Genomic DNA, 17,542 nt, shown 5'->3' with positions numbered 1-17,542 from the left:
AACGGAGAGGGAAAAAGCCGGGCGCGGAGCCGACGGCGCGCCGCGCGAGGCCGCGCCACGGCGGCTTGCGAGATGAACGGAGAGGGAAAAGCCGGGCGCGGAGCCGACGGCGCGCCACGCGAGGCCGCGTCACGGCGGCTTGCGAGATGAAACGAAGACGGAGAAAGAACGGCGCGGAGCCGGCGGCGCACGTCGCGCCTGCCCGCCCACACCCACCGCTTACACGCCGATCGCGCGCGCGGCCGTATCGAGTTCCTGGTTCAGCACGCGCTGTTCGTCGGCGGTCAGGCCGCCGCCGTGCTGGGCGCTCATGTCGTTCGCTTCCTGGCGGATCACGTCGAGCCGGCGATGCAGCGCGCGGCCTTGCGGGGGCGGATAGGCGCCGCTCGTCACGCGCGAATCGATGCGCCCGCCGAGGCTGTCGATCCGGCCGAGGATGTCGTTCATGCGCTCGACGCCCACCGGCGGCGGCGCCGGTTGTGGCGGGGGCGGCAGGGTCGGCTGGACGGGAGCAGGTTGAACGGGGCGCGGACGCGGCGTCCATCGCTTCGGCGGCGGCGTGACCACGCACGCGGCCAGCGAGGCGACGAGGGCGGCGCCGAGGGCCGTACGGATCAACCGTTGCATGAATCGTTCTCCTTGTGGCGGATCGGTGAGGCGCGAATGCGGGTGTGGCGTGCCGAAAACGAAGCCGGCCCTCTCGGGGCCGGCCGTTTGAAGCACGATTGAGACTATTCCTAAGTCAGTTCGGGTTCCCGAGACTTTTGTAACGGTTTGTACCGGCGAGCGCGTACGCCGGGGTCAAAACGCTTCGCGCACGAACGGCAGGCGGCGGCCTTCGCGCTCGCTGCGGTCGGCCAGCTCGATGATCGCCATCACGTCCACGGCGTCCTGCGCCGCCACCGGGAACGGCGCGCGATCGTGGATCGAGGCGGCCAGCGCGCGGTAGAACTCGGCGTATTGGCCGTCGAGCGTGGGCACCGGGCGTTCCGTCTCGACGTCGCCGTCGAGCAGATGCAGCACGCCGGGGTGATTGCCGCCGCCGAATTCGACGTCGTCGGGCGTCAGCCCCGCCTTGAGTTGATCTTCCTGGGTGTCCAGCCCGAACTTCTGATAGCCGCCGCGCGTGCCGAGCACGGTGAAGCGCGCCGGCTCGATCGCCGCGAGCGCGCTTGCGTGCAGCGCCACTTCCTTGTCCGGATAGCCGAGCACCAGGTGGATCAGGTCGGCGGCCTCCGAGCCGTCGCGGCGCGCGCGCACCGTCGCGCTGACCGTGTCCGGCGCGCCGAACAGCGCCAGCGCCTGGTCGATCAGGTGCGGGCCCAGATCGAACAGCAGGCCGCCGCCGCGCGTCGCGTCCTCGCGCCAGCGCTGGCGGATCTGCGGGCGGAAGCGGTCGAAGTGCGATTCGAACCAGGTGATGCGGCCCAGTTCGCCGCTCGCGACGAGCTGGCGAACGGTGAGGAAATCGCCGTCCCAGCGGCGGTTGTGGAACGGCGCGAACACCAGCCCGCGATCGGCGGCGAGCCGCGCCAGCGTGCGCGCCTCGGCCGAACTGAGCGTGACCGGCTTGTCGACCACCACGTGCTTGCCCGCGTCCAGCGTGCGGCGGGCCAGATCGAAGTGGGTGTCGTTCGGCGTGGCGATCACCACGCATTCGACGTCGGCGTGCGCCAGCAGCGCCTCGAAATCGGCCACCACGGCCGCCTGCGGATAGGCGGCGCGCGCCTTCTCGGGCTGCCCGGTGGCGATCGCCGCGACCGTGGTGCGGCCGCTGTGCGCGATCACGGGCGCGTGGAACGTCGCGCCGGCGAAACCGAAACCCATCAGACCTACTTTCAGCAAAGAAGCCATAAGCGAATCCTGTCAGCGAGCGAGATCAAACGAGCGGCTATTGTGGCACGGCGAAGCGGGGCGCGAACACGGCGGCGCGTCGGGCGAGGGGCCGCCCGATTCGTTGTCCGGCCCCATTTTGGCGTCACGATCGGCACGCAGGCGGCGTGTTAACATGCGGCCTCCCGCGTCCGTCGTATTCCGATCCGCGCAGCCTCCGGCGGCGCGCACCGCGCCCTGTTCGAAGGCGCGGCGGCGGCGCCGCCATCCGCATCTCCAGTCCGTCAGCCACCATGTCCGCAGGTCTCAATGCCGCTCAAAACGAAGCGGTGCGCTATCTCGACGGCCCCTGTCTCGTGCTCGCCGGCGCCGGCAGCGGCAAGACGCGGGTGATCACCCAGAAGATCGCCCATCTGATCGAGAACAAGGGGTTCGAGCCGCGCCATATCGCGGCCGTCACGTTCACCAACAAGGCCGCCGCCGAAATGCGCGAGCGTGTCGGCAAGCTGCTCGAAGGCAAGACGCTGACCACGCCCGGCAAGGAAGGCCGCAAGGTGCCCGTGAACCAGCTCACGGTGTGCACGTTCCACTCGCTCGGCGTGCAGATCCTGCGCCAGGAGGCCGAGCACGTGGGCCTCAAGCCGCAGTTCTCGATCATGGATTCGGACGACTGCTTCGGCATGGTGCAGGAGCAGCTCGGCACCACCGACAAGGGCCTGATCCGCAAGATCCAGAACATCATCTCGTTGTGGAAGAACGGACTCGTCACGCCCGAGGAGGCGCTCGCGATCGCCGCCAACGAGGACGAGCAGCAGGCCGCGCTGGTGTTCCGCAATTACGTGGCCACGCTGCACGCATACCAGGCCGTCGATTTCGACGATCTGATCCGCTTGCCGGCCGAGCTGTTCGAGCGCAACGAGCAGGTGCGCGACCGCTGGCAGAACAAGCTGCGCTACCTGCTGATCGACGAATACCAGGACACCAACGCCTGCCAGTACACGCTGCTCAAGCTGCTGGCCGGCCCGCGCGCGGCGTTCACGGCGGTGGGCGACGACGATCAGGCGATCTACGGCTGGCGCGGCGCGACGCTGGAGAATCTGGCGCAGCTCGGCAAGGATTTCCCGAAGCTGCACCTCGTGAAGCTGGAGCAGAACTACCGTTCGACGGTGCGGATCCTGACCGCCGCGAACAACGTGATCGCCAACAACCCGAAGCTGTTCGAAAAGAAGCTGTGGTCCGAGCACGGCATGGGCGACACGATCACCGTCACGCCGTGCAACGACGAGGAGCACGAGGCCGAATCGGTGGTGTTCCGGCTGTCGGCGCACAAGTTCGAGCGGCGCACGCAGTTCCGCGACTACGCGATCCTGTATCGCGGCAACTTCCAGGCGCGGATCTTCGAGCAGGTGCTGCGCCGCGAGCGGATTCCGTACGTGCTGTCGGGCGGCCAGTCGTTCTTCGACAAGGCCGAGATCAAGGACCTGTGCGCCTATCTGCGCCTGATCGCCAACGCCGACGACGATCCCGCGTTCATCCGCGCCGTCACCACGCCGCGCCGCGGCATCGGCAACACCACGCTGGAGGCGCTCGGCTCGTTCGCGGGGCAGGCCAAGGTGTCGCTGTTCGAGGCGGTGTACATGGGCGGCATCGAGGCGCGGCTGTCGGCGCGGCAGGTCGAGCCGCTGCGCATGTTCTGCGACTTCATCCAGCGTCTGACCGAGCGTGCCGATACCGATCCGGCCACCACCGTGCTCGACGACATGATGGAGGCGATCCACTACGAGGCGTATCTGTACGACGCGTTCGACGAGCGTCAGGCGCAATCGAAGTGGCAGAACGTGCTCGAGTTCCTCGAATGGCTCAAGCGCAAGGGCACCAAGCCCGAAACCGAGGCCGTCGATGGCGAGTCCGAGGGCTTCCATAACGCCGACGGGCTCGCCGACACCGGCAAGAACCTGCTCGGCCTGATCCAGACCGTCGCGCTGATGTCGATGCTCGAAGGCAAGGAGGACGACCCCGACGCGGTGCGGCTGTCCACCGTGCATGCGTCGAAGGGGCTGGAGTATCCGCACGTGTTCCTGGTCGGGGTGGAGGAAGGCGTGATGCCGCACCGCGGCAACTCGGAGGACGAAGCCGTCGACGACGCGCGCATCGAGGAAGAGCGCCGGCTCATGTACGTGGCGATCACGCGTGCGCAGCGCAGCCTGCATCTGAACTGGTGCAAGAAGCGCAAGCGGGCGCGCGAGACGGTGGTGTGCGAGCAGTCGCGCTTCATCGTCGAAATGGGGCTCGACGAAGCACCGCCGCCCACGCCCGAGGAAGCGCCGATGACGCCGAAGGATCGGCTGGCGAGCTTGAAGGCGTTGCTGCAGAAGTAAGCCCGGCGGCGCGTTTCGATGAGAATGGCCCGTGCCGCGGATTGCGGATACGGGCCATTTTTTTGTGCGGGCGCCGGGCGGGCTGCGCGGTCTGGCTTACTTCGCCGCGCCCACCATGTAGTCGACGGCCGCCTTGACGTCCGCGTCGGACGCGTTCGAACCGCCCTTCGGCGGCATCGAGCCCTTGCCGTGCAGCGCGTAGTTGTAGACCGTGTCCATCGGGTCCTTCAGGCGCGGCGCCCAGTCCGCCTTGTTGCCGAACTTCGGCGCGCCGAGCACGCCGGCCGCGTGGCAGGCCATGCACACCGATTCGTAGAGCGCCTTGCCTGCGCCCGCGCCGCCGGCCGGCGCCGCAGCGGGGGCCGCGCCCGGCTTCGGCAGCGCCGCGATCGCGGCCATTGCGGCGGCGGCTTGCGCGTTCGCGGCGGCGGCTGCGTCGGGGATGGCCGATGCGTCGGTTGCACCCGAGGCTGCCGTTGCGCCCGACGCGGCGCCCGGCGCGCCTGTCGCGTTCGGTGCCGCGTTCGGTGCCGCATTGGCTGCCGGCTCGGCCGGTTCGGGGAAGGTCGCGCCGCCCTTGTTCGCCATGTAGACGACCGCGCGCGCGATCTCGAAATCGCTGACGTCGTCGGGGTTCGTGCCGCCGCGCGCGGGCATCGCGCCCTTGCCGGCCAGTGCGGTGTGCAGCAGCGTGTCGTAGCCCTGGGCGATGCGCGGCGCCCAGTCGCCCGCGTTGCCGAACTTCGGCGCGCCGGCCGCGCCCGCCGCGTGGCAGGCCGCGCAGACCGCCGTGTAGATCGCTTCGCCGGTCTTGTAGGTACGGGGTGCGTTGGCGTCCTTGACGTCCACCTGGGCGAGCGGCGCGATGCGCGCGGCCACGGCGGCGTCCGACAGGCCGTCGGTGCCCGCGCCCACGCGGAACGCGTGATCGACGTAGGTGGCGAGCAGGATGATGATCACGATCGGAATCGCGAACGACGCGACGATGACGGCGATCAGTTGCCCGGGCGTCTTGATGGGCGCTTCGTGATGGGGCTGATGGGGCGCTTCGCTCATGCTGGCCTCGTCTCCGTGAATAGGAATTAGGTCGGGTCCGGCTGCGGCAGAATGGCTGTTGACGGAAGCTCGAATGATTATAGACGGCTCTTTTTCACCCGGAAGGGGGCAGCGCGGCGGGCGTTTACCCGCAAGCCGGGAGCCGCGCGGGAGGCGGCCGGCGCGCGGTGGACGCTGTCATGGAAACAAGGTATGCTCTCGCTCTTGCCGGCGTTGCACCCAGGTTTTACGGGGTCGTGACGCGGTTTCTAAAAGCGCCCGTAGCTCAATGGATAGAGTACTGCCCTCCGAAGGCAGGGGTTGCTGGTTCGATCCCAGCCGGGCGCACCAAGCCTAGTCAGGCATTCAGCGGTTTTTCTCCCTCGTCGTTCCTTTGTCGTGCAGCTGGATTGCAGCCGCGCCGGTTTCCGTTCGCGCGGCCATTCCGATGCAGTTCCCGTTGGCTTTCCCCCGGTTTTCCGCGTTTGCGCCCCGGCCCGTCATCGGCCCGGTATCGACCGTCAGTGGCGTGGCCCATTGCGCCAGGTGGTCCGCCGACAGGTGCGCGTAGCGCTGCACCATCTCCAGCGTTTCCCAGCCGCCGAGTTCCTTGAGCACCTGGAGCGGCGTGCCGCGCTGGACGTGCCAACTGGCCCAGGTATGGCGCAGGTCGTGCCAGCGGAAGTCGGCGATGCCGGCGCGCTCGAGCGCCTTGTGCCAGGCCAGCGTCGAGGTCTGGTGGACTGGTCTGCCGTGGTAGACGAACACGCTGTCGCGGCAGCCCGGCGCGCGGGGCACGGCCTGCTGGCGCAGCAGCACCGCCAGTGCGGTATCCGAGAGCGGCACCGTGATCGCCTTTTTGGCTTTTGCCTGATCGGGGTGGATCCAGGCGACGCGGCGCGCCAGATCGACCTGCGACCACTGCAGGCCGGTCACGTTGGCGCGGCGCAGGCCGGTCTCCAGGCTGAAACGCGCCATCTCGGCCAGATGCGGCGGCAGCTCGGCGAGCAGGCGCTCGGCCTGGGCCGGCGTCAGCCACCGGATCCGCTTCTCGGGCAGCCGGGTGCGCCGCGTGACCGGCGCGCGATCCAGCCATTCCCATTCGACGGCCGCGTTCAGCACCGCCTTCAGCACGCCGATCACGCGCCGCACGGTGGCGGCGCTGGCGCCGCGCTCCATCGCCACCGGGCCGTTGCGGGTGCGTACCGTGAGCGGCTCGCGGCGCTTGGCGAGTGCGATTGCATCGATGCGATCGCGGTCGATCTCGGTCAGCGCCAGGCCCGACAGATGCCGGTCGAGCCAGCGCAGGTGGGTCTTCGAGGTTTCCAGGCTGGGCAGGCCGTCGCGTTCGCTCACGTAGCGGATCACCGCGTCGTTCCAGCTATGACGCGGCTTGACGCCGAGTCGCGCCTGATTCCACAACTGCACCTTCAGCCGGTCGTGGAATTCCTGCGCCTGTTCCTTGTCGCGGGTGCCAGTGCTTCCCTGTAGCGGCGTTCCGCCACCTGGGGGGTAGAGCTTGTATTGCCAGTTCGGGCTGGTTTTTCGTTTGTAGAGCGACATGTCGAGACGGTTTCCGGGTGATGAGGGGCGCCCTGCGGTTCGCGCGGGAGCCATTCCCCGGCGAGGTAGCGTTGCAGCGCCAGGGTCGAGAAGATCCAGCGCTTGCCGACCTTGCGGCCCGGCAGTTCGCCGGCGCGGGCCTTGAGCCGGATCGTTTCCGGGTGCGCGCCGAGCAGGGCGGCTGCACCGACCAGGTCGAGCGTGGCCAGCAGCTCGGTGGCGGTTTCGCACGGCGCGGCCGGCGGCAGCGCAACACGTGGACTCGCGGGATTCCTGGAATTCATCGGCAAGTCCTTGATCGGAAAGGGTTTCGGGCGCCATCGCCGGCCACGCTCGGGGCATGGCGGCCGGCCGCGACTGATGGCGCGAAAAATCGGCGGCATCTGTCACCGGCGGCAAAACAGTCGCGACTCGTGGCGCATGGCCCGGTTTCGTGCCGGCCCTCTCCGCCCCCTTCCTTTCCTTTTCCTTCAATGATTTGAAGAGAGAGAGAAAAGACGGTGTGCCGTACTTCGTTCGGCCGGGCGATGGCAAAAACAGCGGGACTGATGGCGCGGCCGGTGTCATTCGTGGCAGCAGGTTTCTTTCGAATCAAGGGCTTGGGTGAAAAGGCCCTGGCCAGCCACGTGTCGCGTGCGCTGCCCGGGCACCCCGGCGGCGCAAGTGTGAGCGCGAGCGGGCTGCCCTCGCGCTTCCGGGCCGGCGTCTTTGCGCAGCCGGGGCGATTGGCGGGGGGCACGGGGGGCAGGCAGGTCGGCGGGCCGGGGCGCAGGGTCGGGATCGCGTTCATGCCGGGCTCCTGGCCAGCGCGTCCGAGGCGAGGTCCTCGCGGATCGACACGTGCAAGCCGAAGCTGGCCAGCCGCTCCAGCGAAACCGGGGTCAGGTATGGCACGCGGCGCGTGTAGATGCGGCGCTCGACCTCTTTCTCGCCCACCACCACGCCGGCCTGCTTCAGTTGCGCCTTGAAGATGCGATCCGATTTCACCGGCAGCCCGTTCCACTTCTCGCGCAGCGCACTGGTGTGAGCCAGGTGATCCATCACGTGGCCGGTGCGCAGCAGCAGGCAGAACTCGCCGTCGATGGTGTCGAACGTGAACGGGTGCTGATAATTGCCACCGTCGATCTCCGACAGCACGGTCTCCATGATCCAGACCCACGGCTCGCGATCGGCGCTGGTCTCGGCCACGTGGCCGTTCATTTCGGTGAGCAGGTCGCGAGCGAACTCGCCCTCGGCCGGGTCCATGCCGGCGAACTCGCACAGATAGCGCCAGGCCAGCGCGACGGCCGCGTAGTTGCCGGCCATGCGCCGCGCGCCGTCGTCCTCGCCGCTGGCGCGGCAGTTGGCGAGTGCCTTGTCGCGCAACACCGCGTAGTGCTCGAGCACGGCGTGCCGGTTCAGTCCGGCCAGGAACGCCAGCCACTGCCGCAGCGGGAAGCGCGGCAGCGCGTCGGGCATCAGCGGGCCGCGCTTGCCGGTCAGCGTGGTGCGCACCAGCTTGCCGAGCAGGCTGCGCACCGGCACGTCCTCGCCGGCCAGCATCACGGGCGCGCAGAGCAGGTACTCGGTCATGTCGCTGCCGCGCCGCGTGACCGTGTACTGATAGTTCTCCTGCAGCAGGCCGACGGCCTTGTCGATCACGTCCTGGCGGCGCGCCGAAAGCTCCTCCCAGCCGACCGGATGGCTCGTGTGGCTGATGCTCGTGAGCAGGCGGAATTCGGTCTGCAGCGATTGCCCGGAGAACATCGTGAACGCGAGCGTGCGCTCGAGCCGCTTGATCAGCGTCGACTTGCCGGCGCCCTTGTTGGCCTGCACGGTCAGGTGCGGCCAGAAGCCGAGCAGCGCCTTCAGGTGGCCGCCGAGCGCCCACACCAACGGGATGGTCGCGGCGTTCTGGCGGAAGGTCTGCTGGTAGGCGACGATCACGCGTCGCGCGTCGGCCACCGGCCCGCTCGGGAACGTCAGGTTGTGATACGGGCACTGCTTGTCGGCCTCGGTGAAGTAGCAATCGGGGCCTTCGTTGACGATCAGCCTGCCGTCGCGCCAGGCCAGGCCCACGAAGTTCGCGGCCTGGCGCGCGCCGAGATCCGCGCCGCGCTCGAGGATGTTGACCATCCGCTTGAACGGCGACGGCGCCCAGATCGGGCCGAACTTGTTCCACTGGTCGACGTTGTGCAACTGGTCGTCGAGCATCACGCGGCGGATCAATTGCGCGCCGTGGCGCGGCGCCTGCACCGATACGGCGAAGTAGACGGTGGGCGCCTGATCCTCGTCGCCGGTCATGGTGGCGGTGGCGCTGGCCACCGAGACGCGGCTGATGCTGGCGATCCGGAAGCCGCAGAGATCGGCCAGCACCGGCGTCTCGGCGCCGCTTTCCTCGTTGCGCTCCATCTTGCTGATATGGCTCGTGAAATCGGCGCGCACGCGAAAGCGCCAGTACTGCGCGAAGTCGTGCGAGGGCAGGAAGATGCGCGGCCGGCCGCGGCGCGTCGCATCGCCGGCGAGGCCCGCGATCAGCCAGGGCTCGGCTTGTTCCAGCGCGCGCGCCAGCTCGGCCGCGCCGCGCAGGCGCAGGTAGTCGTTGACGTCGTTGATCGGCGGCGGCGAGGCGTTGCCATCGGCGAGATCGGCGAACCAGTGGCTCTGGTCGATCAGCATCGCGCCGATGTTCAGGCTCGTGAGCCGCTCGTAGAGCGCCCAGGCTGCCTCGGGGCCGGGGCGGTGGCCGGCGCGCGGGTGGCCCTCGCCGAACGGCGCGTCGTTGTCGAGGCAGATCAGGACCTGCTTGCCGCGCAGGCCGGTGAAATCGATGGCCTCGACGTTCGCCAGCCCGCGCAGTGCGAGCGCGGCCGTGCCGGGCAGCGCGCAGGTGTCGATCGACAGCGCGTTGATGGCGCTCTCGACGATGAACACGCGCCGTGCGCGCTCCAGGCGCCGCGCGTCGGCGGTCCAGCCGTAGCCGGCCTTCTCGCCCTGGGTCTGGGTTTTCACGCCGCCGTTCAGCGGCGGGTCGAGATAGCGCATGTCGACCGCGACGATGTGCCCGTCGGCCGGCGCGCGCACCACGAATGCGGCGGCCGGGCCGCCAAAGCCGGTCTCGCCGGCCGCCAGTTTCGCGCTGGTCCAGCCGTTGAAGCCGAGCGTGCGCGCGGCGAACGCGGCATCGATCGCCGCCGCGCCGATGCCGCGCCCGGCCAGATAGTCGCGTGCGCGCTCGCGTTCGGCGAGGCAGCGTTCGGCGATGTAGTCGACGGTCGATTTCGCGCGCCGCTCTTGCGCCGGGCGTTCGGTCGCAATGCCGTAGCTGTCGTGCAGGTAGCGCAGCGCGTCGGCCAGGTTGCCGCCGCGCGCGTGCATCACGAGGTCCACGCAGGAGCCGCCGGCATCGGCGCTGTGATCGCGCCAACCGGTGCCGTGCTTCGGGTGGTCCACGTAGATCGACAGCGAGGGGCTGCGGTCCTCGTGATGCGGCGAGTGGTAGAGCGCGCGTTCGCCGCCGCGGCCGCGCTTCAGGCCCAGGCGCTCGGCCAGTTCGTGCAGGTCGATGCGCTGTTTCAGTTCGTCGATCGAGGCCATGGTCAGGGGCGAGGCTCCGTGGGTTGCGTGGGCGAGGCGAAGGCGAGGGCGCGCAGCGCGTTGGCCGAGGCGGGGAAGCCGAGGGCGAGGCGGGCGGTGAGGGCGGCGAGAAACGGCCCCGGCATGCCGGCCGGGGTGGCGGCAGCCGCGGCGGCGATCGCGGCGAGCAGTACCGCGTCGTGCGGGGCGATCGGATGAGCGTTCATCGGCAAGCCTCCGTGACGATGCGGGGCGAGGGCAGGGCCATCGGCAGGCGCGAAGTGCGCTCGCGCATCAGGCAGGCCGCGGCGTTGACGGCGCGTCGCAGCGTGCGCCGACGCATCGCGGCCTCGAAGTCGCCGATCAAGCACAGGTATTCCCAGCTCGCACGCAGTTCGGCGCGGCGCGGCGGGAGGCAGGCGGCGGACGTGGCAGCCAGGCCACGCGGCTCGCCAATTTCGGGCAACAGGGTGCCCGGTTCGAGCGCCGGAGCGATCGAACCTGGAACAGGGTGCGTCATGCTTTTCTCTTTTTTCGGGCAAACGGATCCCCTCACGCCGCGCGGGCGCGCTGCGAGGGGACGACGAAACGCGGAAGGGCGGGTTTAGACGGGCAGGTCGAGTTGCTGCTCGCCGCGTTCACGCACGTGCGGCGAGAGCGGCAGTTGCAGCGTCGGGTCGGGCATGGCCGAGGGCGAGAGCGTGCGCGCGAACTCCATGTTCACGACGTAGGTGTGCCCGCATTCGACGTTGTTGCACTGGTAGGTGACTTCGCGAAAGGTCGGCGACATTTCGCGGCTGGTGCGCGCGGTGGCGCGCGTCCGGCAATGCGGGCAGCGGTTCAGGATGCGCATGATCGGGGTCCTCCGGGCGAGGCGTTGAGCGAGGCCGCGGCCGGCCGTTCGCTGCAGGGTTCGATTTGGTATGGGGTTGGGGCGCTGCGGGGCAAGGCGGGCTTCGTGCTCATCCCTCGGGCTTGCCGGCCGCCACGCGCGCCGCGCGCATCGCCCCGATCAACAGCGTGCGCGCGGTGCTCGACAGCGATCGGTTCTGTACCTGCGCCGCGCGCTCGAGTTCGGCGCGTTCCGGCTCGGACAGATGCACGTAGAGGGGCTTGCCCGAGCGCGGGAAACGCGGGGAGCGGCGGGGTCCTTTGGCGGTCATCACGGTGGGTATACTGGCTCGCTTAGTCTTGCGTTAATGTAAGCTCAGTGTGTCATCCATTTTTATAGACGTCAACATTTTGAATGGAAATTTAATGGACAGTGTGGGGAAACGGCTGCGCGGCGAGCGGATGCGCCTGGGCTTGAGTCAGCCCGAATTTGCCGCGCTGGGAGGCCTTAAACACAAGACGCAGCTCAATTACGAGGCCGACGTCAGCGCGCCCGACGCGCGCTACCTGCTGGCATTGCGCGAGGTGGGTGTCGATATCTGGTACGTGCTGACGGGCGAGGTCAGCTTCGCGGCGCTGCCCGCCGACGAAGGCGAACTGATCGACGGCTACCGCCAGCTCAACGAGGCGGGCCAGGCTGCGGTACATGGTTTCATCGCCACCTGCATCAACACCGGCTCGATGATTCTGGGTGGCGAAGGTGCGGGCGCGCCGCGCGTCAAACGGCTCGCGGAAAACCGTCGCGCAGCCCTCGATCAGCGCATGGCCGAGAACGTCGAGCGGGCCATGGCCGAGGTCGAGCGCCTCAAAACCGAGCGCGCCGGCAAGCCGAAGAAGTGAGTACCGAAGGGCGCGCGAGCCCCCTGATTCTGGTCATCCGAGAGGCAATCGTCAGCTTCAGCTGAGAGATTCGACAGCTTGATACTGTATGGATATACAGTATTATCTAGCTCCATCATGCGCTGCCATTCCGAGGCAATCCGTTGCCGTGCGGCGCTGTTGTCGAACGTGTCCGTGGGAGACCAAGAACAAATGCAAACCAACCCGAAACCCGTCGAACGCATCAACGGCGCCGCGCCGCAGGCCGAGCGTCCGGGTAATCCGGCCGCTCGCCTGCTCTCCGTGCCGAATCTGCATTCGACCGCACATCTCGATACGCAGGAGCGCGAGGAAGCATGCGCGGCGATCGATACCGCGATCGATTCGGTGGGCGTGGTGCTGGAAGCGGCCCTGGCCGCGATGACGACGCTAGGCCGGGTGCGCGCCCTGCTCAATCGCGGCGACGACGGTCACGGCGGCGCGGCCTCGGCACCGCGCTAGCCGCGCGCCGGGCGACTTCATCGGCATCTGCGCCGACCGGGCCGGGTTTCTCGGCCCGACCTTTCCCCCTATTCCGATCCCCTCTTTCGGCTGCGGCCTGCCCGATGCGGCGGCCGTCTTTCGCGACCCGCGTTGCGCGCCGCGTTCGATACGCCTCCTCCCGGGTGTTTTCCCGCTCACGATGACGTCGCACCCGGCGCGCTGCCCGTCGCCGCAGCCGTCTGGCCGGCGGACTTTTTCTCCGCCTTGGCGTCCTCGCGCGTCTCGAGATCGAGCTCGGTCTGCAGGCCGTTGTTGTCGAGCGTGTGCCGTGCCGTCTTGATCAGCCATTCGATTGCGTCGAGTTCGGGCTTGAGCCCCACGAAGCTGACGGGCGTTTCCGGAAACACTTCCGGCCGGCCGCGCGCGAGCGAATAGGACAGCGTCTGCTTGCCGCGCTGGATCCGCTTGTATTCGGCCTGGGCCGCCGCCATCGCTTCCTCCTGGGACGCATAGTCGTCGGTCAGCACCTTGACGTTCTTGTCGGTCGCGCCCTTCACCGTGACCGACAAACGGCGGCCCTGGCCGTTCGAGTGATAGTTCGCGCGCACCGCGTCGTACTTGTCCCGATCGGCCGAGCGGTACTGGTGGTGATCGCCGTCGGCGCGCGTCAGCGCGAGCACGGCCAGCGGCTTGCCGCTCGCGCTCTTGCCGGTGTCGATCGGCATGAACAGCAGCCGCTTGTCCTTGACGTTCATCACCGCGTCGTAGCGCTTGGCCAGGCGCGTCAGGAACGACATGTCGGATTCGTGCGTCTGGTCGATATGGGCGATCCTGATCGACGCCAACGCCGCGCCCACCACCGGCTGCAACGCGTAGCGCGCGGCGATCGTCTGCACGATCGCGCCTACCGTCTGCTGATGCCAGCTACGCTCGCGCCGCTGCTGCATGCCCTCGCTCATCGAGGCCGAGTGCGCGCTGACCGACAGCGTGTCGGGCGCACCCGACCAGGTCACCGTGTTGACGACGTAGGTGCCCTTGTCCACCAGCGGTTCGCCGCTCCAGCCGATCGCCACCTTCAGCTCGGCGCCGAGCGTGGGCAGCGCCAGGTCGCCGCGCGTGTCGTCGAGCGTGATCTCGACCGTGTCGGCCTGATCGGCGCGGTTCTCGGTGATCTTCAGCGATTCGAGGCGCGGCGCGAACAGCATCGAGATGTCGCGTCCGTCGAGCGTGATCCGGTAATCGGGCTGTGATTCGACGCGTGCGATGCGGCGCCGTTCGCCCGGGCTGCGTTCGTTCGAGTTGCTCGGCATCAGGCGGCCTTGGTCTGGGTGGTCGAGGCGTTCGTGCCGGCGCCGCCCGAACCCGTGGTCGTGCCATCGCCGCCGGCAGGATCGGGGGCGGCGTCGGTCATGCGCATCTCGCTGTCGTCGACGCGCGTGAGCGTCAGCGTGAACGCGATGCGGCGCGGGGTGCCATCGGGCGTGTGGTAAGTCTGCGTTTCGTTGAGCGCGGTGATCAGGTAGGCGCCATAGACGTTGCCGCCGCCGTCCACCAGCACGTAGGCGTCGCCGTGGTCGGCCATCGCGGCGAGTTCGTCGATCGAGGCGATCGAGCCGATCGTCTCGGGCGCGACCAGGCCTTCGAGCGTGATGGTGTCGTCGCCGGGGCCGACGTACTGGCGCGCATCGCGCTTGCCGATCCGCGTTTTCGATGCGTGCTTCCAGCCACGCGCACGCGCGAGCTGCTGGAACGGCGCCGAGGTGAGGCTGAAGACGAATTGGTCGAGGGACATGAGCATGGGGATGACTCCGGGTTAATCGTGCAAGGCGGCGGTGGCGCGCTGACGCAGCTCGCGATCGCGCTTGTCGAGCTCCTCCCTGACGAGTTGCGCGACCACGCGTGCATCGACGTTGGCCGGCGCGTAGACGTTGATCACGGCTGGCGCGGCCGGCACCGTCACGACGGTCGGCGCGGGCGGGCGGGCGCTGTTCAGGGGCGCGCGCATGTCGAAGGCCATCGTCGGCCGGTCCGGCATGGCGGCCTGCGTGAGCGGCGGCAGCAGGGCCGCGCTCGCCAGGCTGGAGCCCACGAGCAACTGGCTGGCCGTCAGCGTGCTGACCACCATGCTGGGGATCTTCGACGCGTCGCCCGGCGGCATGGTCGGCGGTTTGACGGGATCGGCGGCCGTGGCGGCGCCCGGTTTCGGCGGCCCGTCGCCCGCCGCCGCGCCGGATTTGGCCCCGCCGGAGAACCAGCCCTTGATCTGGTCGCGATGTTCGAAGGCCCAGGTGCCGGCGCCGATGCCGGCTTGCAACAGCAGGCCGGCCGGCGTGATGCCGCCGAGCAGGCTGCCGATGCGCAGCGCGCCACCGAGCAGGCGCACCGCGGTGCCGGCCGTGCCGGCTCCGCCGAGCACCCGTGCGGCCGTGGCCGCCATCGGCGCGATGGCGCGGCCGACGCCGCCGAGCCTGCCGAGCAGGCGGGACGCGATCGATGCGGTCGCCGCGCCGCGTCCTGCCGCCGCGACGGCCGGCGCACGGGCCGCGAGCGCCGAGATCGCATTGCGCGCGACGGGGGCGGTTTGCGTCACGTTTCGACCCGCCGCCAGCGCGTTGCGGGCGGCCGCGCGTGCCGTGCGCGCCCGGCGTGCGGCGGAACCCTTGCCGCGCCCCTTGCCCGAGCCGCCGGGCGTGTTGGCAGGTGTGTTGCCGGACGGACCGGCATTGTCGATTACGGCGCCCGCGAAATCCTTGGCGCTGCCGCCGAGCGCCGACATCAGGCTCTTCGCGGTTTTCAGCGCGCCGATCGCCGCGAATAGCCCGCCGGCCAGCATGCCCGCACCGGCCAGCAGGTCGCCGAGTACGGTCGTGACGGTGCCGATCGTCTGCGCGACGCCGCGATGCGCATCGATGAACGGGGTCAGCTTGCCGAGCCCCGTCTGCGCGGCGTCGAGGCTGGCGTTGTAGGCCGGCTGGGTGCTTTCGCCGGCCTGCAGCTTGAGCGTGTCGGTGCCGGCCTTCAGTGCGGCCTCCTTGCCGCGCGTGGTGGTTGCGGCGAGCGTCGCGCTCGCGGCGATGGTCCTGGCGCTGGTGGCGTCGTGTTCGTCGCTGCCGATCTTGTCCAGGTTGGCATAGACCGCCCGCATGTAGTCGGCGCCTTCCTTCTTGCTGAAGAGCGTGCTGATCTCGGCGTTGATCTGCTCCGGGCTGTCGATGCCGCGCGCCTTCAACAGCGGCAGCAGCACATCGCGCAGCCATTGCGCGGGCGACTGGCGCAGCAGCGCGACGTCTTTCAGCGCGTCCGGCGCGAAGCTGTCGGCCTTGCCGTCCTTGCCGTAGTGAATGCCCTTGCGGTCGAGCAAGCCGTCCTTGACCAAGGCGCCGATCGATTGCGGGGTCATGCCGTGGCCGTCGGCGAGGTTGTCGATGAGGACGGCCAGTGCGCTGCCGGCCTTGTCGCCGCCGCCGAGCGTGTTGATGACGGCGTTCGACTGAAACCACATCGCGGCCGAGCTGAGGCCGTTGGCGGCCGCGCCCGCCGAGGTGGCGAACTTGACCAGCTCGTTGGCCTTGATGTCGCCGCGATTGGCCGCGATCAATTGCTGGATGTTGTCGAGCTCGCCCTCGCGATGCGCGTTGTCCTTGAGGGCGCCGCGGGTGACGGCAATCGCGGCGAGATTCTTGAACGCGGTGTCATTGGCCTGGGCCTGCTGCGCATCGTAGAGCGCGAGATTGGTGAAGTGGACCTTGGCGAACTGGTCGGCGACCTTCTCCGCCATCGTCTCGCTCTCGGTCATGCCCTGCGCATCGCTGACATACGAGAATTTCTCGACCGTGCTGACGCCGGGCAACTGCGCGGTGCGGGCATAGTGCTCGGCGGCCTGGATCGACTTTTCGTTGGCGCCGGCCGCGAGCATCCGGGCGCGCACGTCCTCGAACTTCTTGGCCTCGTCCATGGCGACGTTGACCTTCTCGCGAATCCAGTTGCCGGCCTCGCCGAGCTTTTCGCTGCCCTCCTTGATGGCTTCCCGGCGCTTGCTCCACTTTTCGCGGTTTTCCTCCTGCCGGGTGGCGTGTTCGAGCGAGGTGGTGGTGGCGTCGATGTTGCCCTTCAGCGCGCGCTGCTGGGCGGCCAGGTTGCGCGTGTTGAGCCCCGCGGCGCCGAGTTCGGAGGACAGCGCGCCGATGGCGCGCGTCTGGCCGCGCTGCTTCGTTTCGAGCTCGCTGACCGCGCCGGTGGCGTTGGCCAGCGCCGCGATCAGCCGCTGCGACGGCTGGCCGGAGGCCTGCAGCGAGCGCGACAGCGTGCCGACGCGTTCGCGCGCGTCGGCGAGCGCTTTGTTGGTGTCGGCGAGTTCGCCGCGCATCGCGCGCAGCGACTTGACCGATTCCTGCTGCTTGCCGAGCTTCTCCAGCTCGGCCTTCAGCGAGGCGACGTCCCCGGCCGCCTTTTCCGCCGGTTTCGATACGCCGAGATTGAGCGAGTCCCGGATCGATTTCGTCCAGGCGGTGATGGTGTCGAACATCACGCGCAGGTTGTCGGCGTTGTTCATGTTTCCTCGTATCCGCTACGTATGCGCGCGCGTTCGCGCCAGTCCATCAGCTCCGCCAGGCAGAAGCCGTCCATGTCGCGCGGTGTCCAGTGGAACACCGTCGCGATATCCGCCATCGCGTCTTCTACGCGCTCGGGGATTCCATGCTCGCTTTGAGCGCTTTCGGCATCAAAAAACCGGCGAAGATGCCCCCCAGCGCAACCAGGTCGGCCGGGTCCATCGCATGCACGTCGGCCGGCGTCAGCGCCGGGCTCGTGATGCGCGGCAGCACCTTGCACAACGCGTCGACGTCGAGATTGACGAGCGCCGACAGCGAGGTGCCGCGCAGCGCGCCGGCGTCCGGCTTGGCGAGCGTCACCTGGGTGAGCGTCTGCTCGCCGCGCGTGATCGGCGTATCGAGCGTGTGCGTGTTCGCGGCGTTCTCGCCGTTCGT

The 17,542-nt window shown here is 68.9% G+C and carries 16 protein-coding genes, 1 tRNA gene and 2 pseudogenes; 4 read left to right on the top strand and 15 right to left on the bottom strand.

Annotated elements, in window-relative coordinates:
- Positions 1-219 precede the first annotated feature (219 nt).
- The gene (locus tag ACYP33_RS13245; RefSeq protein WP_414443560.1) at positions 220-627 is read right to left on the bottom strand and encodes a hypothetical protein; all 408 of its coding nucleotides are present in this window, start codon (positions 625-627) and stop codon (positions 220-222) included.
- A 174-nt stretch (positions 628-801) separates the two neighbouring features.
- Positions 802-1,854, bottom strand: a complete 1,053-nt coding sequence (locus ACYP33_RS13240) for an oxidoreductase (RefSeq protein WP_459622211.1) — start codon at positions 1,852-1,854, stop codon at positions 802-804.
- Positions 1,855-2,126: 272 nt separating this feature from the next.
- On the opposite strand from ACYP33_RS13240, the gene ACYP33_RS13235 reads away from it, so the two are divergent.
- Positions 2,127-4,211: a UvrD-helicase domain-containing protein gene (locus ACYP33_RS13235; RefSeq protein ID WP_459622209.1), complete on the top strand. Its 2,085-nt coding sequence runs from the start codon at positions 2,127-2,129 to the stop codon at positions 4,209-4,211.
- A 96-nt stretch (positions 4,212-4,307) separates the two neighbouring features.
- Here ACYP33_RS13235 and ACYP33_RS13230 read toward each other — a convergent pair whose 3' ends face one another.
- Complete coding sequence (locus ACYP33_RS13230; RefSeq protein ID WP_459622207.1) at positions 4,308-5,267, bottom strand: c-type cytochrome; 960 nt, start codon at positions 5,265-5,267, stop codon at positions 4,308-4,310.
- 254 nt (positions 5,268-5,521) lie between these two features.
- Between ACYP33_RS13230 and ACYP33_RS13225 the strand changes: the two genes are divergently transcribed.
- A tRNA-Arg gene (locus tag ACYP33_RS13225) sits at positions 5,522-5,597 on the top strand.
- A gap of 168 nt (positions 5,598-5,765) precedes the next feature.
- Here the strand turns inward: ACYP33_RS13225 and ACYP33_RS13220 are convergent.
- From ACYP33_RS13220 to ACYP33_RS13190, 7 genes and pseudogenes are all read right to left on the bottom strand, one after another.
- Positions 5,766-6,809, bottom strand: a pseudogene (locus ACYP33_RS13220) (tyrosine-type recombinase/integrase); the annotation flags it as partial.
- 71 nt (positions 6,810-6,880) lie between these two features.
- Positions 6,881-7,093, bottom strand: a pseudogene (locus ACYP33_RS13215) (helix-turn-helix domain-containing protein); the annotation flags it as partial.
- Positions 7,094-7,595: 502 nt separating this feature from the next.
- Entirely contained in the window at positions 7,596-10,385 is a 2,790-nt protein-coding gene (locus ACYP33_RS13210) for a toprim domain-containing protein (RefSeq protein ID WP_459622205.1), read from the bottom strand.
- A 2-nt stretch (positions 10,386-10,387) separates the two neighbouring features.
- Entirely contained in the window at positions 10,388-10,591 is a 204-nt protein-coding gene (locus ACYP33_RS13205) for a hypothetical protein (protein WP_459622204.1), read from the bottom strand.
- A complete protein-coding gene (locus ACYP33_RS13200; RefSeq protein WP_459622202.1) occupies positions 10,588-10,884 on the bottom strand; it encodes a hypothetical protein in 297 nt (98 codons plus the stop codon). The genes ACYP33_RS13205 and ACYP33_RS13200 overlap by 4 nt, the downstream gene beginning before the upstream one ends.
- An 84-nt stretch (positions 10,885-10,968) precedes the next feature.
- Complete coding sequence (locus ACYP33_RS13195; protein ID WP_206131268.1) at positions 10,969-11,217, bottom strand: Ogr/Delta-like zinc finger protein; 249 nt, start codon at positions 11,215-11,217, stop codon at positions 10,969-10,971.
- Positions 11,218-11,326: 109 nt separating this feature from the next.
- Positions 11,327-11,527: a hypothetical protein gene (locus ACYP33_RS13190; RefSeq protein ID WP_459622200.1), complete on the bottom strand. Its 201-nt coding sequence runs from the start codon at positions 11,525-11,527 to the stop codon at positions 11,327-11,329.
- A 49-nt stretch (positions 11,528-11,576) separates the two neighbouring features.
- Here ACYP33_RS13190 and ACYP33_RS13185 point away from each other — a divergent pair, with 49 nt between their 5' ends.
- On the top strand, positions 11,577-12,095 hold the full coding sequence (locus ACYP33_RS13185; RefSeq protein ID WP_459622198.1) for a helix-turn-helix domain-containing protein: 519 nt from the start codon (positions 11,577-11,579) through the stop codon (positions 12,093-12,095).
- Positions 12,096-12,287: 192 nt separating this feature from the next.
- Complete coding sequence (locus ACYP33_RS13180) at positions 12,288-12,575, top strand: hypothetical protein (RefSeq protein WP_459622196.1); 288 nt, start codon at positions 12,288-12,290, stop codon at positions 12,573-12,575.
- Between the two features lie 176 nt (positions 12,576-12,751).
- On the opposite strand, the gene ACYP33_RS13175 is transcribed toward ACYP33_RS13180, so the two are convergent.
- The 5 genes from ACYP33_RS13175 to ACYP33_RS13155 all read right to left on the bottom strand — a co-directional run.
- On the bottom strand, positions 12,752-13,867 hold the full coding sequence (locus tag ACYP33_RS13175) for a contractile injection system protein, VgrG/Pvc8 family (RefSeq protein WP_459622194.1): 1,116 nt from the start codon (positions 13,865-13,867) through the stop codon (positions 12,752-12,754).
- Positions 13,867-14,355 (bottom strand): phage tail protein, encoded by a 489-nt coding sequence (locus tag ACYP33_RS13170; protein ID WP_459622192.1) that lies wholly within the window; start codon positions 14,353-14,355, stop codon positions 13,867-13,869. The genes ACYP33_RS13175 and ACYP33_RS13170 overlap by 1 nt, the downstream gene beginning before the upstream one ends.
- A gap of 15 nt (positions 14,356-14,370) precedes the next feature.
- Positions 14,371-17,109, bottom strand: coding sequence for a phage tail tape measure protein (locus ACYP33_RS13165; RefSeq protein ID WP_459622190.1), 2,739 nt, complete (start codon positions 17,107-17,109; stop codon positions 14,371-14,373).
- The gene (locus ACYP33_RS13160) at positions 17,106-17,225 is read right to left on the bottom strand and encodes a GpE family phage tail protein (RefSeq protein WP_206128456.1); all 120 of its coding nucleotides are present in this window, start codon (positions 17,223-17,225) and stop codon (positions 17,106-17,108) included. The genes ACYP33_RS13165 and ACYP33_RS13160 overlap by 4 nt, the downstream gene beginning before the upstream one ends.
- Before the next feature lie 8 nt (positions 17,226-17,233).
- The coding region (locus ACYP33_RS13155) for a phage tail assembly protein (RefSeq protein ID WP_459622188.1) at positions 17,234-17,542 on the bottom strand (309 nt) is incomplete at its 5' end.

It is taken from the genome of Burkholderia sp. 3C (genome assembly GCF_054589155.1).
The sequence above is the reverse complement of the archived record's forward strand: the minus strand, read 5'-3'. Positions and strand labels throughout refer to the sequence as shown.